This is a genomic window from Phenylobacterium sp. (assembly GCF_036501465.1).
Lineage (GTDB): Bacteria > Pseudomonadota > Alphaproteobacteria > Caulobacterales > Caulobacteraceae > Phenylobacterium.
Genome location: NZ_DASYAF010000147.1, coordinates 1 through 17,971, shown reverse-complemented (window position 1 = coordinate 17,971; position 17,971 = coordinate 1). Strand labels below are relative to the sequence as shown.

General features: G+C 69.2%; 14 protein-coding genes and 1 tRNA gene. 7 read left to right on the top strand and 8 right to left on the bottom strand.

All coding sequences use genetic code 11. The features are described from left to right. Window positions 1-95 precede the first annotated feature (95 nt). A complete protein-coding gene (locus VGL85_RS16225; RefSeq protein WP_331590011.1) occupies window positions 96-791 on the top strand; it encodes a hypothetical protein in 696 nt (231 codons plus the stop codon). Between the two features lie 48 nt (window positions 792-839). On the opposite strand, the gene VGL85_RS16220 is transcribed toward VGL85_RS16225, so the two are convergent. The 4 genes from VGL85_RS16220 to VGL85_RS16205 all read right to left on the bottom strand — a co-directional run bounded on the left by VGL85_RS16220 (window position 840) and on the right by VGL85_RS16205 (window position 4,088). Then, on the bottom strand, window positions 840-1,640 hold the full coding sequence (locus VGL85_RS16220) for a two-component system sensor histidine kinase NtrB (RefSeq protein WP_331590010.1): 801 nt from the start codon (window positions 1,638-1,640) through the stop codon (window positions 840-842). A 93-nt stretch (window positions 1,641-1,733) separates the two neighbouring features. Further along, complete coding sequence (fixJ, locus tag VGL85_RS16215) at window positions 1,734-2,351, bottom strand: response regulator FixJ (protein WP_331590009.1); 618 nt, start codon at window positions 2,349-2,351, stop codon at window positions 1,734-1,736. Continuing rightward, on the bottom strand, window positions 2,311-3,849 hold the full coding sequence (locus VGL85_RS16210) for a PAS domain S-box protein (protein WP_331590008.1): 1,539 nt from the start codon (window positions 3,847-3,849) through the stop codon (window positions 2,311-2,313). Before VGL85_RS16210 ends, fixJ begins: the two co-directional genes overlap by 41 nt. A 165-nt stretch (window positions 3,850-4,014) precedes the next feature. Further along, window positions 4,015-4,088: transfer RNA gene (locus VGL85_RS16205), tRNA-Cys, on the bottom strand. A gap of 180 nt (window positions 4,089-4,268) precedes the next feature. Here VGL85_RS16205 and VGL85_RS16200 point away from each other — a divergent pair. The 4 genes from VGL85_RS16200 (at window position 4,269) to VGL85_RS16185 (ending at window position 10,127) form a co-directional block, all read left to right on the top strand. Next, window positions 4,269-4,841 carry a protein-L-isoaspartate O-methyltransferase gene (locus VGL85_RS16200; protein WP_331590007.1) on the top strand — a complete coding sequence of 191 codons (573 nt, stop codon included), beginning with the start codon at window positions 4,269-4,271 and terminating at the stop codon, window positions 4,839-4,841. A gap of 145 nt (window positions 4,842-4,986) precedes the next feature. Beyond that, window positions 4,987-6,555: a TolC family outer membrane protein gene (locus tag VGL85_RS16195; RefSeq protein WP_331590006.1), complete on the top strand. Its 1,569-nt coding sequence runs from the start codon at window positions 4,987-4,989 to the stop codon at window positions 6,553-6,555. Window positions 6,556-6,642: 87 nt separating this feature from the next. Further along, on the top strand, window positions 6,643-7,209 hold the full coding sequence (locus VGL85_RS16190; RefSeq protein WP_331590004.1) for a DUF2497 domain-containing protein: 567 nt from the start codon (window positions 6,643-6,645) through the stop codon (window positions 7,207-7,209). Between the two features lie 224 nt (window positions 7,210-7,433). After that, on the top strand, window positions 7,434-10,127 hold the full coding sequence (locus VGL85_RS16185) for a valine--tRNA ligase (protein WP_331590003.1): 2,694 nt from the start codon (window positions 7,434-7,436) through the stop codon (window positions 10,125-10,127). Here VGL85_RS16185 and VGL85_RS16180 read toward each other — a convergent pair. Next, window positions 10,124-12,265 carry an ATP-binding protein gene (locus VGL85_RS16180; protein WP_331590056.1) on the bottom strand — a complete coding sequence of 714 codons (2,142 nt, stop codon included), beginning with the start codon at window positions 12,263-12,265 and terminating at the stop codon, window positions 10,124-10,126. The two genes, VGL85_RS16185 and VGL85_RS16180, sit on opposite strands and share 4 nt — an antisense overlap. Window positions 12,266-12,438: 173 nt before the next feature. On the opposite strand from VGL85_RS16180, the gene VGL85_RS16175 reads away from it, so the two are divergent. Further along, window positions 12,439-13,677, top strand: a complete 1,239-nt coding sequence (locus VGL85_RS16175) for a glycoside hydrolase family 172 protein (RefSeq protein WP_331590002.1) — start codon at window positions 12,439-12,441, stop codon at window positions 13,675-13,677. Between the two features lies 1 nt (window position 13,678). Here the strand turns inward: VGL85_RS16175 and VGL85_RS16170 are convergent, their stop codons facing one another. The 3 genes from VGL85_RS16170 to VGL85_RS16160 form a co-directional block, all read right to left on the bottom strand. Continuing rightward, entirely contained in the window at window positions 13,679-15,001 is a 1,323-nt protein-coding gene (locus VGL85_RS16170; RefSeq protein ID WP_331590001.1) for a hypothetical protein, read from the bottom strand. Between the two features lie 87 nt (window positions 15,002-15,088). Beyond that, window positions 15,089-15,640: an SRPBCC family protein gene (locus VGL85_RS16165; RefSeq protein ID WP_331589999.1), complete on the bottom strand. Its 552-nt coding sequence runs from the start codon at window positions 15,638-15,640 to the stop codon at window positions 15,089-15,091. After that, a complete protein-coding gene (locus VGL85_RS16160; RefSeq protein WP_331589998.1) occupies window positions 15,641-16,036 on the bottom strand; it encodes an MmcQ/YjbR family DNA-binding protein in 396 nt (131 codons plus the stop codon). Between the two features lie 105 nt (window positions 16,037-16,141). Between VGL85_RS16160 and VGL85_RS16155 the strand changes: the two genes are divergently transcribed. Then, window positions 16,142-17,689: a S10 family peptidase gene (locus VGL85_RS16155; protein WP_331589997.1), complete on the top strand. Its 1,548-nt coding sequence runs from the start codon at window positions 16,142-16,144 to the stop codon at window positions 17,687-17,689. The last annotated feature ends 282 nt before the right edge of the window (window positions 17,690-17,971 follow it).

Here is a 17,971-nt window from a genome sequence, read left to right as displayed (position 1 = left end):
CCGGCAGATCCGGGACGAAGCCCGTCGGGTTCGAAGCAAACCAGGATGGGCGATGTCCCCGAACGGACCAAACCGGTCCTGAGAAAGGCGTCGCCATGGCGACTGAACCCGCTCCGCTGACCCGTCGGACCCTCTTACCGGCTTCCGCAGCCACCCTGCTGGGGCTGCTCGCGACGTCCCGGGCCGGCGCAGACGAAGATGTTCAGCCGATGGCCCTCGCCAGTCATTTTCCGCAGATGCCCACGGGCGGCCATGGCGTCACGCCGTGCGGGTCTTATGCGCCACCCGCTCAGATCCCAAGCTTCGGTCGCATCGCGCCGGGCGACGAACCGGGCGAGGCGCTCGAAATCACCGGCGTCGTCTACGCGACGGACCGCAAGACACCGGCGCCAGATATTGTGGTTTTCGCCTATCACACCGACCGCCGGGGACTTTACAACACCCCGAATTCCCCATTCCGCCCGCGCCTGTTCGGCTGGGTGAAGAGCGATGCCCAGGGCCGCTATGGCTTTCGCACGATCAAGCCTGCGCCCTATCCACAGCTCGACACGCCGGCGCATATTCACGCGTCGCTGTTTTCGCCATCGGTGCCTGAATACTGGATCGACGACTACTGGTTCGCCGGCGATCCCTTGATAACCCCCCATCAGCGCAGCCTGCTCACGGGGCGCGGCGGTGGCGGCGAAACGCTTTCGCTGGTGCGCGGGGCAGATGGCGTGCTGCGCGGGCGGCGCAATCTGATGCTGGGTAAGGTCAAGATCAGCGGTGGCTGCCGACTTTTCAAAACCTGAGGGTCGATTCCCTGACGCGGGGAAGGACGGCGGACGTCCAGGCTGATCCTAGGCCGCGACGGCGGCGGGGTCGGCGTGCAGCAGGGGCAGGTAGAGGGTGGCCGTGGTCCCCTGGCCCTCGCGGGACCACAGGGAAAGCGTCCCGCCGGAGGCGCGGGCGAAGTCGAGCACCGAGCTCAGGCCCAGGCCCGTGCCGGTCGACTTGGTGGTGAAGAGGGGATCGGTGGCGCGGGCCAGCACCTGCGGCGCCATGCCCTGGCCGGTGTCGCGCACGCTGAAGGCGGCATAGGCGCCGGGCTCCAGGCCCAGGCGCTCGGCGGCGTCGATTTGCACCGTCTGGACCTGCACGGTCACGCGCCCGCCGTCCGGCGTGGCGTGGCCGGCGTTCAGGCAGAGGTTCAGCAGCGACATTTCCAGGCCCGTGCGTTCGCCGCGGCAGGCCAGGGGAAGTTCGGGGTCATGCACGTCCAGGCGCACGCCCGGCGCGATCGCCTGGCGGGCCATGCGGCGCAGGGTGTCGAGCGTTTCCCCGGCATCGACCGCCGTCGGCCCGGCCTCGCGGCCCTGGGCCAGGTCGAGCGCGCGGCGCAGCAGTTCGGCCCCGCGTTCGGCGGCTTCGGTGGCCAGGAGCGCCAGCTTGCGCTGCTCGCCGCCCTCCGGCAGTTCGGCGGCCAGGCGCTCGCTGGCGGAGAGGATCACGCCGAGCAGATTGTTGAAGTCGTGGGTGAGCGCGCCCGACTTCAGCCGCAGCGCATCCAGCCGCTCGCCCGCGATATCGTCCGTGACCCCGCCTTCGTTGGCCGGCAGGCGATCCGATCGCGCGGAGGGAGCGGGGGCGAAGCTACTCATCAGGGCTGCGAATCAAGCACAGCCGGCGGCGGTTTTCACGCCAGCGCGAATACCTAGGTACATTCCCTTAAAAGTTGCGGCGCCCCGCGGCCCCTAGGCCGCGCCGCTGGCGAGAGTCATGCGGATCAGTTCCGACAGGCTGTCGGCGCGCATCTTCGACATCACATTGGCCCGGTAGATCTCGACGGTCCGGGGGCTGATGGCCAGGCTGGAGGCGATCAGTTTGTTGCTGGCGCCTTCCATGATCAGGTCCAGCACCTGGCGCTCGCGCACCGTCAGGCTTTCGATGCGGCTCAGCACCCGGGTGCGACGCGCGTTGGCGTCGACCGCCTCGTCGTTCTCCTCAAGGGCCGCGCGTACCAGCCGCAGGATGAGCTCGCTCTCATAGGGCTTCTGCACGAAGTCGGAGGCCCCGGCCTTCATGGCCTGGACCGCCACCGTCACGTCGGCGTGGCCGGTGATCAGGACGATGGGCAGGGCCGAGCCCATCTGCTTCAGCGAGCGGACCAGTTGCACGCCGTCCATGCCGGGCATCCGCACGTCGCTGATCACGCAGCCCCGGGCCTCCGGGGGCAGGGCTTCAAGAAAGGTCATCGCGGAAGAATACCCGCTAGGGTTGAGCCCATCGGACCGCAGAAGGAGGACCAGCGAATCCAGCGCTGCGGCGTCGTCATCGACGACGAACACGGTCCGATCGGCCGCCTGCGTCATCCTCACTCACACCCGTCCGCGCCAGTACGAAACAGAAAGCGGCGCCTCCCAGCGAACTGGATTCAACCCAAATCCGACCGCCGTGGTTTTCGACTATAGCGCGGCAAATTGACAATCCTAGCCCCATTCCTGATGGTTTGGTGCTTGCCAAGGGCTGGAAGACGCGGCCAAGAACGGCGCTATCGACACCTGGCCCGCTATCCTCGACTGACGTCAGTAGTTTACCATCTGCATCCAGGCGGGTTGAGATTTTGATTTCCCGATCAGGGAACTTTGAGACTGCCTCTATGGCATTTCGGACCAAGTTAACCACAAGTTGCTGTATCTGGATGCGATCCGCCACGACAATATCCGGACCCTGATACAGGTCGTAGAATACCCTCGCATCGGCGTCCCGAACCATTAACCCTATGATGAATTCGATCTCCGACAAGATGGCGGAAAGGCTCTCGGACTTCTGCTCGACGCCCCCGCGGGTGGCCAGATCGCGCATGGTCCGGATGATCTCGCCGGCTCTCACCGCCTGGTCGCCGGCCCGTGAAACTGCGTCGATCAAATCGTCGTCATCGATCTCCTGATTGGCGATCAGGGTGCGCGCGGCGCGCAGGTAGTTGGCCACCGCGGACAATGGCTGGTTGAGTTCATGCGCCAGGACCGAGGCCATCTCGCCCATGGAATTCAGGCTCCAGACCTGGGACAGATGGGCCTGAAGCTCGTCCGAGCGGCGCTCGGCCTCGCGCATGGTGGAAAGGTCCCGCGCCACGCCGGTGATGTAGCGGCGACGGCCGATCCGCGCCTCGCCCAGCCGCAGTTCCATCGGGAAGAGGGAACCGTCCCGCCGCCGCCCCGAGACCATGCGGGAGGAGCCCATCACCCGCCGTTCGCCGGTCTCCACGAAGCGGCGGACGTGGCCGTCGTGCGCCTTCGCCTCGGTTTCGCTCATCAGGACGCTGGCGTTGCGGCCCAGCACCTCCTCGGCCGGCCAGCCGAACAGGATCTCGGCGGCCGGGCTGAAGCCGATCACGAAACCCTCCTCGTCGATCACCACGGTGGCGTCGGTCGCCGCGTCCAGGCTGGCGCGCTGGATGGCCCCACGCTCCTCCAGCTCGGCCATCCGCCGTCCCTGGGCGGAAAGCACTCGCCGCAACTGGCCGCCGCCCAAGGCCACGATCGCGCCCAGCAGCAGGAAGACAGCCGCGCGGCCGAACTGCTCGGCCGGCGGCAGGGCCGCAGTGCTGTCCGCCAGATAGGCGCCGACCGTCAGGATCGCCGTGGCGCTCATCGCCGAGGGGAAGCCGCCGACCGCCGCGCAGAGCAGCACCGCGGGCACGCAGAACAGATAGACGGAATGGGCGAAGAGCGGGCCGAGCAGCAGATGCAGCGCCAGCGCCGCCACGGCGGCGAGCACGGCCACGCTCTGGCCGATGAAGAAACCGCGGAGCGCCGCGCCGCCGCCGTTCGTCGTGGCCGCGGGAAGCGCGGACCGCAGTCTGGTCATGGGCTCGCAATCAGCCGGCGTTACCCCAGCCTATTCTGCCCGACTGGGACGAATGATCAATCAGGGCAAACACCTAGCTCGTGCAAAACGCCGGCGCGCGCGCTCCGGTGGAGCAGGGGGCCGCCCGCAAGGACGGGCGCGCGACGATCGCCGGAAAGGGGGTTTTGGAGGCCTGATCGGGAATCGAACCCGAGTTCACGGATTTGCAGTCCGTTGCGTCACCACTCCGCCATCAGGCCGCCGAGGGCCCTGGGGGCCCTTCGGAAGGGGCGGATCGCTAACAGAAGGCGCCGGCGAGGGCAACGGTCGAGCGCCGCCGGCCGCCGCGCCTGGCCCTGCGGCGCGCGGCCCGATTGCCTTGCCCCACGGGCGCAACCTATAAGCCGCCGCAGACTCTTTTGGCGTCCAGGGACCTTCCGATGGCCGATCTCGCCGCCGCACGGCTGAACATGGTGGAAAGCCAGGTGCGCCCCGCCGACGTGACCGACGTGCGCATCCACGACGCCATGCGCGTCCTGCCGCGCGAGAGCCTGCTGCCCGCCGCCAGGGCCTACCTCGCCTATGCCGACATCGAGGTGGAATACGCGCCGGGCCGCAGCCTCTTGAAGCCGCGCGACGTCGCCAAGCTGCTGCAGGTGATCCGCCCCATGCCGGGCGAGCGGGCGCTGGCGATCGCCGCCCCTTACGCCGCCGCGGTGCTGGAGGCCATGGGCCTTTCGGTGACCCGCCTGGACGACGGTGATCTCGCCCAGCCGCCGGCCGGATCCTATGACGTGATCGTCTGCGAAGGCGCCGTGGGCCGCGCGCCGGCCGCCTGGACCGCCGCACTGTCCGTTTCCGGACGCCTGGGCGTCATCGAACGCGACGGCCCGGTCGGAAAAGCCTGCGTTTATGTGCGCGCCGAGGACGGCGTCGGCCGCCGTGAAGCCTTCGACGCCACACCGCCCGTCATGGCGGGCTTCGCCACCGAACACGGTTTCGCCTTCGAATAGTCCTCAAAACTCTTCACGAGGTGTTTTGAAGGCCGATCGGATGCAAAATAGGGCGTGAAAAAAGCTTAAGGTGACGCGGCCCTGGCCTTGGTGGAAACAGCCGCAAAACGAGAACAACTCGCTCGCCCACATCGGGGATTAGGTAATGTCGAAGACCCATCGCGGGCCAAGGCTGGTCGCGATCCTGCTGGCCGGTGCGGCCGCGACCGCCGCGGCGCCGGCCAGCGCGGAGACCCTGGCTGACGCGATCTCGCTGGCCTATCAGACCAACCCGAACCTGCTGGCTCAGCGCGCCACCCAGCGGGCGCTGGACGAGAACTATGTCCAGGCCCGGACCGGCTACCGGCCGACCATCAATTTCCAGGGCAGCGCCAGCTACGTCCAGACGCGGACGCCCCGCGCCGCCGGCGGCGGCCTGATCGACACCAATGGCGACGGCATCCCCGACACGCCCGCCGGCAGCGGGCTCGTCGAGAGCAACAGCGCCTTCATCGGCCTGGACTTCAACCAGCCGATCTGGACGGGCGGACGCGTCGCCGCGGCGCTGTCGGCGGCCGAAGGCGATATCCTGTCCGGCCGGGAGCAACTGCGGCAGGTGGAAGCCCGGGTGATGTTGGCGACCATCCAGGCCTACCTGGACGTGCGCCGCGACCAGGAAGCCCTGCGCATCCGCAAGCTGGACCTGGAGGCCCTGCGCGCCCAACTCGACGAGACCCGCGCCCGGCGCGAGGCCGGCGAACTCACCCGCACCGACGTCGCCCAGTCGGAAGCCCGCTACGCCCAGTCCCAGGCGGCCCTGTCCAACGCCACGGCCCAGCTTGCGATCAGCCGCGCGAACTATGCGCTGGCGGTCGGCCAGAACCCCGGGGACCTGGCGCCCGAACCGTCGCTGGCGTTCCTGATGCCGAAGACCGTCGATGAAGCCTTCTCGGTCGCCGAGCAGAACAACCCCGTGCTGAAGGGCCAGGTCTACGCCGAGCAGGCCAGCCGCGCCCGCGTCGCCCAGGCGCGCGCCGAGCGCATGCCGCAGGCCTCGCTGCGCCTCGACTACGGCTTCACCGGCGTCGTGACGCCCTTCGACCAGGGCAAGTACACGCGCGACATCGTGGGCCAGGCGGTGGTGACCATGCCGATCTTCTCCGGCGGGCTCACCTCTTCGCGCATCCGCCAGCAGGTGGAGCGGAACAACACCGACAAGATCACCATCGAGACCCAGCGCCGTTCGGTGCTGCAGCAGGTCACCCAGGCCTGGAACCAGTTGATCGCCTCGCGCGCCAACATCGATTCCACCCAGCAGTCGGTGGAGGCCGCCCAGGTCGCCGCCGACGGCACCGAGCTTGAGCTGAAGCTCGGCCTGCGCACCACCATCGACGTGCTGAACGCCGAGCAGGAGCTGCGCGCCGACCAGCTGTCCGCCACCACGGCCAAGCACGACGAATATGTGGCCTCGGCCACCATGCTGTCGGCCATGGGCCGGCTGGAGGCCAAGAACCTGATCCCCGCGGTGACCCAGTACGACCCGGCGCGGAACCTGCGGAAGCTGCGCTTCTCCCTGGGCTATGTGCCTTGGGAAGAGCCGATCGCCGTTGTGGACAAGGCCGTGGCCTATCCGCCGATCCCGCAGAGCAGGACGGTCCCCGGCGAGGGCGCCGTGGGGCCCGGCCTGCAGCCGCAGCCGGCCGTGGCGCCGCCCGTCGAGGCGCCCAAGAAGTAGGGACCATTTGAAGCGGCTCCCCTTCGGCTGAAAATGGGCTAGGCTGGTGGCCTACGGATTCCATTTCTCTGAGGCGGCCGCCGGCCCATGTCTGAACAGACGTCCCAAGAACCGACGATGGAGGAAATCCTCGCCTCCATCCGACGCATCATCTCCGAAGACGATGCGCCGGCCGCCGAAGAAGGCGAGGCCGCGCCGGCCGAGGAGCCGGCCGCAGCGGCCGCCGCGCCGGAGCCCGAGCCTGAACCCGCCCCCGTCGCGGAGCCGGAACCGGAGCCGGTGGCCGCCGCCGCGGCGCCCGAGCCGGAACCCGCGCCGGCCGTCGCCGAAGAGGAAGAGGCGCTGGAATTGACCGAGAAGGTCGAGACCCACGGCGATCTGGACGTGTTCACCGCGCCCGCCGCCGAGGCCCCGCCCGCGCCGCCGGCCGTCGAGGGCCTGGTGAGCGAGCGCGCCGCCAGCGCCGCCGCCTCGGCCTTCGGCCAGCTTTCCGCGGCCATCGCCATGCCGCGCGCCGACCGCACCCTGGAGGACGTGGTGCGCGAACTGCTGCGCCCGCTGCTGCAGGACTGGCTGGACACCAACCTGCCCGGCATCGTCCAGCAGGCGGTCGAGGCCGAGGTCGAGCGCATCGCCCGTGGGCGAGTACGCTAGGGCTCTACCTCCCCCGCGAAGCGGCGGGAGGGGGACCGTTGGCCGAAGAACCAATGGTGGAGGGGGCCAGCCCCGTCCACGAACCTCGACCTAGCCTGACCCCGCCGCAGAGCTTGAGGCTTGCCCCCTCCACCGCTCGCTCTACGGCGAGCGGTCCCCCTCCCGCCGCCATGCGGGGGAGGTAGCTTCCATCCGTATGCCTGTGTAATCACCAGCCAGACCCCATGCTTGAAAAGACCTTCGACCCCAAATCCGCCGAGCCGCGCCTCTATGCCGCCTGGGAGGCCTCGGGCGACTTCGCGCCGACGTCCGACCCGGCCGCCGAGCCGTTCTCCATCGTCATCCCGCCGCCGAACGTCACCGGCTCGCTGCACATCGGCCACGCGCTGAACAACACCCTGCAAGACGTGCTGATCCGCTTCGAGCGGATGCGCGGCAAGGCGGCGCTGTGGCTGCCCGGCACCGACCACGCCGGCATCGCCACCCAGATGGTGGTGGAGCGCCAGCTCGCCGCCGAGGGCAACCAGAGCCGCCGTGATCTGGGCCGCGACGACTTCGTCGCCAAGGTCTGGGAGTGGAAGGCCAAGTCCGGCGGGACCATCGTCAACCAGCTGAAACGCCTGGGCGCGAGCTGCGACTGGAGCCGCGAGCGCTTCACCCTGGACGAGGGCCTGTCGGCGGCGGTTCGCAAGGTCTTTGTGACCCTTTACAGGGAAAAGCTCATCTACCGAGACAAGCGACTGGTGAACTGGGACCCGCACTTCCAGACCGCGATCAGCGACCTGGAGGTCGAGCAGCGCGAGGTCGACGGCCACTTCTGGCACTTCGCCTATCCGCTGGAGGACGGCTCCGGCGAGATCGTGGTCGCCACCACCCGGCCGGAGACCATGCTGGGCGACACCGCCGTCGCTGTGCATCCCAGCGACGAGCGCTACAAGGCCCTGGTCGGCCGGGCCGTGCGCCTGCCGATCGTGAACCGGCCGATCCCGATCATCGCCGACGAATATCCCGACCCGGAAAAGGGCTCCGGCGCGGTGAAGATCACGCCGGCGCACGACTTCAACGACTTCATGGTCGGCAAGCGCAACAACCTGCCGATGATCAACATCTTCGACGACTTCGCGCGGCTGAACGACAATGTGCCCGCGGCGTACCGCGGCCTGGACCGCTTCGCGGCGCGCAAGAAGGTGGTCGAGGAATTCGAGGCCCTGGGCCTGCTGCGCGAAGTCGAGAAGACCCGCCACACCGTGCCGCACGGCGACCGCTCCGGCGTGGTGGTCGAGCCCTATCTGACCGACCAGTGGTACGTGAACGCCGAGGTGCTGGCTCAGCCCGCCATCAAGGCGGTGGAAGAGGGCGCCACCGTCTTCGCGCCCAAGGCCTGGGAGAAGACCTACTTCGAGTGGATGCGGAACATCCAGCCCTGGTGCGTCAGCCGCCAGCTCTGGTGGGGCCACCGCATCCCGGCCTGGTTCGGGCCGGACGGCAGGATCTTCGTCGCCGAAACGGAGGAGGGCGCCAGGGCCGAGGCGCGCGAGCACTACGGCCGCGACGAGCCCCTGCGCCAGGACGAGGACGTGCTCGACACCTGGTTCTCCTCGGCGCTGTGGCCGTTTTCGACCCTGGGCTGGCCGGAGAAGACCCCAAGCGCGACAAGCGACCTCGCCCGGTTCTATCCGACCCACACCCTGGTCACCGGTTTCGACATCATCTTCTTCTGGGTCGCCCGGATGATGATGCAGGGCATCCATTTCATGGGCGAGGTCCCCTTCAAGCGCATCTTCATCAACGCCCTGGTCCGCGACGCCGAGGGCAAGAAGATGAGCAAGTCCAAGGGGAACGTCATGGACCCCCTGGAACTGGTCGACGACTACGGCGCCGACGCCCTGCGCTTCACGCTCACCGCCATGTCGGGCCAGGCGCGCGACATCAAGCTCAGCCGCGAGCGGATCGAGGGCTACCGCAACTTCGGCACCAAGCTGTGGAACGCCACGCGCTTCACCCAGATGAACGGCGCGGCGCGGGCGGAGGGTTTCGATCCGGCCCAGGTGAAGCTGCCGCTCAACCGCTGGATCGTCGGCGAGACCACGCGGACGGCGCGCGCGGTGACAGCCGCGCTCGACAGTTGCGGCTTCGACGCCGCGGCCGACGCCCTCTACCGCTTCATCTGGCGCCAGTACTGCGACTGGTACGTGGAACTGGCCAAGCCGGTGCTGGGCAAGCCGGACGAGGCCAGCGCCGACGAAGCCGCCCGCGACGAGACCCGGGCCACCGCCGCCTGGGTGTTGGACGTGATGCTGACGCTGCTGCATCCGGTGATGCCGTTCCTCACCGAGGAACTGTGGGCGCAGACGGCGCTGCTGGGCGCGACGCGGGCGCACAAGGGCTTCCTGATGACCGCGCCCTGGCCGGACCTGCCGGAGAGCCTGATCGACCCGGAGGCCGACGCCCAGATCGGTCTGATCGTCGAGACCATCGCCGAAGGCCGCTCGGTCCGCGCCGAGCTCAATGTACCCAATTCGGCCCGCCCGCCGCTGATGGTGATCGAAGCCAGTAAGGACCAGCAGGCGGTGCTGCGCGACGCCGAACCGCTGATCCGCCAGATGCTGCGCGTCGATGGCGTCCAGGTCGTCGAGGCCGCGCCAGCCGGGGCCATCCCCTATGTCGTCGATGGCGCGACCCTGGCCCTGCCGGTGGCTGAGTTCATCGACGTGGCCGCCGAGCGCGCGCGGCTGGGCAAGGAGGTCGGCGCGCTCGCCGCCGACGTCGAACGCACCGCCAAGAAGCTCGCCAATCCCGACTTCGTCGCCCGCGCGCCGGAGGAGGTGGTGGAGGAGAACCGCGACCGCCTGGCCGAAGCCGAGGCCGCGAAGGTCAAGCTGGAGGCCGCCCTGGTGAGGCTGGGGGCTGTGGTCTAGCCCGCCGCGGCCAAGGCGGGCGGCGCGGCGGCTTCGGCGTCCAGCACGCCGGCGATCGCGGCGACCAGCCCCGCGGCGGTGACCGGCTTGGCGAGGTGCAGGTCGGCGCCGGCCGCCAGGGCCTCGGCGCGGTGTTGCTGCATGGCGTTGGCGCTCAGCATGATGATCGGCGTCCGCCGGCGGTCCGGGCGGGCCTGTTCGGCGTCGCGGATGGCGCGGGTCGCGGCCAGGCCGTCCATCACCGGCATCTGCATGTCCATCAGCACCAGGTCGTAGGCGCCGGCGGCCATGGCGTCGACGGCGTCGCGGCCGTTCTCCACCACCACGACCTCGGCGGCATAGGGGGCGAGGATCAACTGCACGACCCGTTGGTTGGTCGGGTGGTCCTCCGCCAGCAGGATGCGCAGCGGGGCCTCGCCCACCGACGGGGCCGCCTTCTGCGCAACGGGCGCCTGGGCGAGCAGGCGGCCGGCGTCGTAGGCCTCGAGCGCCTGGAGCCGGGCGAGGGGAATGACCACGCGGAACAGGCTGCCCTTGCCGGGCTGCGAGCGGGCGGCGATCTCGCCGCCCATCATCTCGGCGAGCGACTTGCAGATCGAAAGCCCCAGGCCGGTGCCGCCGAAGCGGCGGGTGATGGTGGTGTCCGCCTGGCTGAAGCGCTGGAAGAGCGCGGCCCCGGATTCGGCGTCGAAGCCCACGCCGCTGTCGTGAACCTCCAGGGTCAGCACGGAGGGTTCGTTCGCGGCGTCCGGATCGGCCACCTCGACCACCAGGCGGACCTCGCCTGCGGCGGTGAACTTCACCGCGTTGGACAGCAGGTTGCCGAGGATCTGGCGGATGCGCGTGCTGTCGCCATGGAACTCCCCGCGCGCCCGCGGCCCGAACTCGGCGCGGAAGGCGAGCCCCTTTTCGTGAGCGCGCAGCTGGTGCAGGTCGGCGAGCGCGGCCAGTTCCCCGTGCAGGTCGAAGATCCCCTTCTCGATCTCCAGCCGCCCGGCCTCGATCTTGGAGACGTCCAGGATGTCCGAGACCAGGCGTTCGAGCGTGACGGCCGAGCCTTGGATCAGGTCCACCATCTCCCGCTGCGCCGGCGTCAGTTCGGTGCCGCTCAGCATGTCCACCACACCGATCACCCCGTTGAGCGGGGTGCGGATCTCGTGGCTCATATTGGCCAGGAACTCGCTCTTGGCCCGGTTCGCGGCTTCGGCGGCCTGCTTGGCGGCCTTCAGTTCGTCCTCGGCGGCCAGGCGCTCGGTCACGTCGCGGGCCACGCCGAACACCCGGTCGCCGACCCGGCGCGCGCGCCACTCCAGGTTCCGGTAGCCACCGTCCCGGTGGCGGTAGCGGTTGACGAAACCCCGCACCTCTTCCTCGGTGCGGATCCGCTGCATGTGCCCATCGGTGCCGCCGACGTCGTCCGGATGGACGAAGTCCAACATGGGCATGCCTTCGAGCTCGCCGGCCGGATAGCCGAGCGCCAGCTCCCAGGCCCGATTCACCTTCACGAAGCGGCAGTCCATGTCGCGGATGCAGAGCATGTCCAGCGACACCTCGAAGAAGGTGGTCAGGTCGCGGGCCGTCTCGCGCTCGACCTCCAGGGCGCGCCGCGCCCGGGCCTCGCTCCGCGCCAGCTCGTCGAGCGACCGCTTGCGGGTGATGGCGATAGCCGCGAGTTCCGCGGCGGTCTCGATGAAGGTGATGTCGCGCGCCGAGGGCGCGGCGACCTGCCGGTGGTAGATGGCGAAGGTGCCGATCACCTCGCCGCGGCTGCCCCGGATCGGCTCGGACCAGCAGGCCTTCAGCCCCGCCTGGCCGGCGAGGTCGCGGAAGTTGACCCAGTAGGGATGGGCCTGGATGTCCTCGACGATCACCCGCTCGTTGAGGGCGGCGGCATGGCCGCACGATCCCACCTCAGGGCCGATCTCCAGGCCTTCGATGGCGTCGTTGTAGAAGGTCGGCAGGCTGGGGCCCGCGCCGAGGGTTATCCGCTTTCCGGTCTCGTCCAGCAGCAGGATGCTGCAGAGGATTCCGGGCGCCTCCTCCTCCACCGAACGGACGATGGTCTCCAGCACGGCCGACAGCGGCGTGTCGGCGGCGATCAGCGTCATCGTTCGACGGAAGGCGTTGTCGGAAGGCATCGGCGGCGTCCGCGGCGAACGTTTCAAGGCGCCCGCTCACTGCGCGCAGCTGAACGCTTCAATCCGGTTAAGTTCGCCGGCCCGGCCGGGCGATGGCGGCTCGCGTGGGTTGGGCAGGTCGTCTAGCATCCCACTCCGGCGGCCGCGGCCGCTCAAGACCAGTGGAGGGCGCGATGGGCGGACGGCGGTTTGGACGCCTGTGGCGAGGCGTCGGCGCGGTCCTGGCGGCGGGCGCCCTGGCCCTGCCTGCGGCCGCTCAGCAGACCCCGGCGCCCGGGGTGCAGAGCCTCTTCCTGCTGTCGGACGCCAGGTCCCGCGAGATCGGGCCGGAAAACCTGACCGGCGCCCCCGGCATGGGCGCACGCACCGAGCTGAAGGATGGCAGCGCCAAATACGCCGCCAAGGACCTGGGCCGCGGCTGGAAGGTCAACCCCTACATCGTCATCCCGGCCGGCAAGACCTTCACCCTGGGCGACGCCAAGGGGCCGGGCGTGATCAACCACATCTGGATGACGCTGGGCGGCGGGGCCGAGTACCGCTCGGCGATCCTGCGGATCTATTGGGATGGCGAGGCCACGCCTTCGGTGGAGACGCCGGTCGGTGACTTTTTCGCCGCCGGCTGGGGCCGTGGCGCCGAGCCGGTGATCGATTCCGCCGTGGTCGCGGTCAATCCCGGCAGCGGCCTCAACAGTTTCTGGCAGATGCCTTTCCGCAAACGGGCGCGGCTGACCCTGGAAAACCGCAGCGCCCAGGCGCTGGTCATCTACTACGCCGTCGACTACGCCCTGACCGCCGTGCCGGCCAACGCCGGTTACTTCCACGCCCAGTTCCGGATGGGGAAGGCCGACCCCAAGACCGGCGACTACACCCTGCTCGACGGCGTGAAGGGCCACGGCCAGTACGTCGGCACCTACCTTCGCCATCGGGCCTTCAGCCCCGGCTGGTGGGGCGAGGGTGAGGCCAAGTTCTACATCGACGGGGACAAGGACTTCCCGACCATCGCCGGCACCGGCGAGGAGGACTATTTCCTCGGCTCCTATTCGTACCAGCGGAAGACGGCCCAGGGTGGGCGCGTCGAGACCTCCTATTCGGCGGCCTATTCGGGTTTCCTGTCGGTGCGGGACCAGCCGATCGACGCCGACTACCTCAAGCCCGGCGACCGCCGCTATGGGGAGTACCGCTGGCACATCCTGGACCCGATACGGTTCCGGAGCGACCTGCGGGTCACGATCCAGAACCTCGGCTGGAAGGGCGTGACGCCGACCAAATTCATCGGCGAGGCGACCTATCTGCCGCTGCATGACGATCTGTCATCGGTGGCGTTCTGGTATCAGGCCGAGCCGCACGCGCCGTTCCCGAAGCTGCCGGATGACGGCGCGCTCAATGCGCTGCCGAAGCCCGCCGCGCCGTGAGCTAGATCGTGCCGGCGTCGCGCAGCCGGATCAGCTCGTCCACCGACAGCTTGCGCCCCAGCGCCGAGGCGCGGCGCAGGGCGTTCGCCGACAGGCCGCGGTCGCGCATCTTGACGATGTCCTGCGCCGGCAGGTCGCCGTAACCCACGGCCACCACGTCCTGCACGAAGTCGGAACTGACGCCGTGGTCGTGGAACTGGACGATCTCGTCCACGCTGAGCCGGTGGTATCCGGCATGCTTCAGCGCGGCCAGGTAGTCAGGCGAGACGCCGCGGTCGCGAAGCACGAGGAGCTGGTCGACGCTGAGCCCGCCGTAGCCGGCCTGCTGCAGTCCCGCCAGCCAGTCCGTCGAGACGCCGTGGTCGCGCAGCTTGACGACGTCGGTGATCGGCAGACGCTGAAAGCCCAGGCGCTGCAGGGTGACCATGAAGCTCGACGGGACGCCGCGCTCGCTGAGGTAGATGAGGTCGGTCGGCGTGAGCTTGTCGTAGCCCACCTTGCGCAGGGCGCCGACCCATTCGGTCGACACCCCGTGGTCGTGCAGCTGGACGGCCTGGTCGGGGCTCATCCGGCCCAGGCCCGCGTGGCGCAGGCCGGCCATGAACTCGGCGGAGACCCCGTGATCGTGCAGCAGGACCAGCTCGTCCGTGGACGGCGAGGTCAAGCCGGCGGCCACCATCCCCGACACATAGTGGGGCTCGACCCCGTGATCGTGCGCCAGGATCAGGCGGTCCACCTTGCCGGGCGGGAAGCCCGCGACCGCCATGTCGCGCATGTACCGCAGGTTCACGCCGTGCTCGCCGGCCTTGGCCAGCTCCTCCACGGTGGGCGTGTCATAGTGCAGGCTCTTCAGCTCATCGAGATAGCTGGCGCCGACATTGTGTACGGTCATCCGGTAGAGGTCCGCCGTGTCGGCCCGCCCGGCGCCGCGCGCCGCCAGCAGCTGGGCGAAGGACTGGCTGCCCTGGAAGACGCAATCCCCGGAGGCATGGCGGGATTCCGCGAAGCCTTCGCACTCGAACTGGCCGGCGTCCCGCTCGACCCGGAACTTCACCGGGCGTTTCTGGCCGCTGGCGAGCTGATCGGCGGTCAGGCCCACCAGGACGTTCAGCGAGGCGGGGCTGGAGATCATCTGGCCGCCGCGGGCCGGGTCGCCGGTCAGCGTGAACTGCACCACGTCGGCGCTGTAGCCGCGGTCGGCGTCCACCTGCCAATGGATGGCTTCCGATCCGGCGGCCCGGGCGGACAGGCCGGCAAGCGCGATCATGGCTCCGGCGGCCGCAGCGCCGGCCAGCATGGCCGGGCGAAGGCTCTTGGCGCGCATCGAACTCTATCTCCGGTCGAGGAATTCCCAGCCGGACTCTCCCACAGGCGCAGCCCGCGGGCGCATTAAATTTTCGACAGGGGTCCTTTAGCGTGGGGCCGGCGCGGGCGGCGGCGGCAGGGTCCCGCCCTCGGCCAGGATCTTCATATTGGCCACGCCGCGCTCGAAGGCCGTCCGGCGGCGCTGTATTTCGGCGGCCTTGGCCGCGTCGTCGCCGGGGATGCGCGAGTTGTCGTACATCAGGGTGTAGACGATCCGCGAGGTCTTGGCGCTCAGCGGCCGGACCTCCAGGGTCCCGTGATAGAGGTTGTAGGGCCGGCCCTCATAGACGGGCTGGGTGTAGGTGTAGGAAAGCTCGGTCTTCCCCACCAGGATCTCGCGCCCCACCGTCCGCACCGCGCCCACTTCGCCGTCCTTGCCCGAGGTGATCTGGCAGCCGCTGGCGATCTGCAGCCATTCGGCGATGTCGCAGTACTTGCCGATGCGCTTCCAGACCTCGGCCGCCGGCCGGTTCACGTCGATCTGCATGGGGATCGAGACATAGTTCGGCGCCTCGGTCTGCATCTTCGGCGGCGTCGGCGGCTGGGCCAGCGCCGGGGCGGCGGCGAGGGCCAGGGCTGCGATCAGGACGGCTTTCATTCAGGGCTCCAGGGGTTGGGACAGGACGGCCAGTTCGGCCTGCTGCTTCTTGGTCAGGCCCGCGCGGACCTGGTCGTAGGAGTGGTCGACCAGGCGCAGGACCTGCTCGGTCGGCGCGTCGCCTTCGAAATCCACATGGATCCAGAAGCGCGGGTCCAGGTGGCTGCGCCGGCCGATGCCGGCGTACTGCTCGCGCATCGCCTCGGCCAGGTGCGGATCGCACTTCAGGATCACGCCGGTCAGCTTGTTCACCTCCAGGATGGCGAACATCTTGCCCATCACCTTGTAGAGGGTGACGCCGTTTGCCATGGGCGAGCCCGCGGCGCCGGGCTTGGCCGCGATCGCGGCGGTGACCACGGCGGTGCGCTCGGCCAGGCTCGTGTCAGGAAGGCTCATGAGCTTGAGCTTGGCGCCGCACGCACACGGAATCTATCGCCGGTTTCACTTGGCCAGCGCGGGCGATCGCGGCCAATGTGCCGCCAGCAGTTGGGGATTCTCCGTATGCGCAAGCTGACCTTGGCGGCCATGGCCGCCCTTTGCCTCTCGTTCGCCTTCGCCATGGCCGCCGCGCCGGCCTTCGCCGCCGACGACCCGCCCAAGGCCGACGCGGCCCAAAAGGACGGCAAGAAGGATGCGGACAAGGACAAGAAGGACGACATCGACCTGCCGCCGTTCCCGGCCGACGCATCGGTCAAACAGGTGACCCATGTGGCCGGCAAGACGCTCAGCTACACCGCCACCGTCGGCTCGCTGCCGGTGCGCGACGAGAAGAGCAAGAAGATCGCCGAGGTGGTGTTCACCGCCTACACCCTGGACGGGCCGAAGGATCCGAACCGGCCGGTGACCTTCGCCTTCAACGGCGGCCCGGGCGCGGCCAGCGTCTACCTGAACCTCGGCGCCATCGGGCCCAAGCGGGTGCAGTTCGGGGCGCAGGGCGACGCGCCGTCCGACCCGGCGACCCTGGTCGACAACCCCGGCACGTGGCTCGATTTCACCGACATGGTGTTCATCGACCCGGTCGGCACCGGCTTCTCGCGCTCGCTGGTCGACAAGGACGAGACCAAGAAGCGGTTCTATTCGATCAAGCCGGACATCGAGTACCTGTCGCGCATCGTCTACGACTGGCTGCTCAAGAACGGCCGGATGGCCTCGCCCAAGTACATCACCGGCGAGAGCTATGGCGGCTATCGCGTGCCGCGCATCACCTACTTCCTGCAGACCCGTCTTGGCGTGGGGATCAACGGCATGGTGATGGTCAGCCCCTACCTCGAGCCGCCCATGGACCAGGCGCCGAATTTCTCGCCCATGCCCTGGGTGACGACGCTCCCGTCCATGGCCGCCGCCAACTATGAGCGGCACGGCAAGGCGCTGTCGGCCGCCCAGATGAAGGAGGTCGAGGACTACGCCCGCGGCGAGTTCGCCGCCGACCTCCTGAAGGGCCGCCGCGATCCGGCCGCCGTGGACCGCATCGTCTCCAAGGTCACCGCCTACACCGGCCTCGATCCGACCTTCGTCAAGCGCTCGGGCGGGCGCATCGAGATCGGCGCCTTCCTGCGCGAGCTCTATCGCGACCAGGGCAAGATCGGCAGCGTCTACGACAGCAACGTCACCCAGGACGATCCCTTCCCCTGGGCGCCGGACGGGCGGCGCAACGACCCGATCCTCGACGCGATCATCGCGCCCACCACCAGCGCCATGGTCGATTTCGACACCCGCGTGATCGGCTGGAAGGTCGAGGGCCGCTTCAACGCCTTGAGCTATGAGGTCGGCAACGACTGGGAAAAGGGCGTCGAGGCCACCGAGGCCACGCCGGACCTGCGCCAGGCCATCGCCGCCGACCCCAAGATGAAGGTGCTGATCGCCCACGGCTGGGATGACCTCAGCTGCCCCTACTTCGTCTCGCGCATTGTCATCGACCAGATGCCGATCACCGGCGATCCGAACCGGGTGAGGCTCGCCGTCTACCCCGGCGGCCACATGTTCTACTCCCGCCCCGCCAGCCAGGCGGCCTTCCGCGAGGACGTGAAGCAGGTCTTTGGGGTGAAGTAGGCTCCGGCGCCGGCGCCCCTACCTCCCCCGCGAAGTGGCGGGAGGGCGACCGCCCGCCGAGCCCGGCCCCGCCGGGCGCAGAGCGGGTGGTGGAGGGGGCAAGCCGCCTCCACCCCTCCCGCCACGGGCGTGGCGCGGCTTTGCGCCAGAAGCGGCCCTTGGATCCGCTCCAGTTTCAGGACGACGGCGCCGGCGGGATGCCCTTTAGCCGATTGTATTCAGCCATCGACGCGCCGGCGGCCGCGAGGTCCAGGTCCGGGGCGATGGTTCCGCGGAATTCGC

Coding starts and splice junctions, on each gene's coding strand:
- VGL85_RS16195 (WP_331590006.1), top strand. CDS start 4,987: ATGTCGAAGACCCATCGCGGGCCAAGGCTGGTCGCGATCCTGCTGGCC.
- VGL85_RS16170 (WP_331590001.1), bottom strand. CDS start 15,001: ATGCGCGCCAAGAGCCTTCGCCCGGCCATGCTGGCCGGCGCTGCGGCC.
- VGL85_RS16155 (WP_331589997.1), top strand. CDS start 16,142: ATGCGCAAGCTGACCTTGGCGGCCATGGCCGCCCTTTGCCTCTCGTTC.
- VGL85_RS16165 (WP_331589999.1), bottom strand. CDS start 15,640: ATGAAAGCCGTCCTGATCGCAGCCCTGGCCCTCGCCGCCGCCCCGGCG.
- VGL85_RS16160 (WP_331589998.1), bottom strand. CDS start 16,036: ATGAGCCTTCCTGACACGAGCCTGGCCGAGCGCACCGCCGTGGTCACC.
- VGL85_RS16225 (WP_331590011.1), top strand. CDS start 96: ATGGCGACTGAACCCGCTCCGCTGACCCGTCGGACCCTCTTACCGGCT.
- fixJ (WP_331590009.1), bottom strand. CDS start 2,351: ATGACGCAGGCGGCCGATCGGACCGTGTTCGTCGTCGATGACGACGCC.
- VGL85_RS16175 (WP_331590002.1), top strand. CDS start 12,439: ATGGGCGGACGGCGGTTTGGACGCCTGTGGCGAGGCGTCGGCGCGGTC.
- VGL85_RS16190 (WP_331590004.1), top strand. CDS start 6,643: ATGTCTGAACAGACGTCCCAAGAACCGACGATGGAGGAAATCCTCGCC.
- VGL85_RS16220 (WP_331590010.1), bottom strand. CDS start 1,640: ATGAGTAGCTTCGCCCCCGCTCCCTCCGCGCGATCGGATCGCCTGCCG.
- VGL85_RS16185 (WP_331590003.1), top strand. CDS start 7,434: ATGCTTGAAAAGACCTTCGACCCCAAATCCGCCGAGCCGCGCCTCTAT.
- VGL85_RS16180 (WP_331590056.1), bottom strand. CDS start 12,265: ATGCCTTCCGACAACGCCTTCCGTCGAACGATGACGCTGATCGCCGCC.
- VGL85_RS16200 (WP_331590007.1), top strand. CDS start 4,269: ATGGCCGATCTCGCCGCCGCACGGCTGAACATGGTGGAAAGCCAGGTG.
- VGL85_RS16210 (WP_331590008.1), bottom strand. CDS start 3,849: ATGACCAGACTGCGGTCCGCGCTTCCCGCGGCCACGACGAACGGCGGC.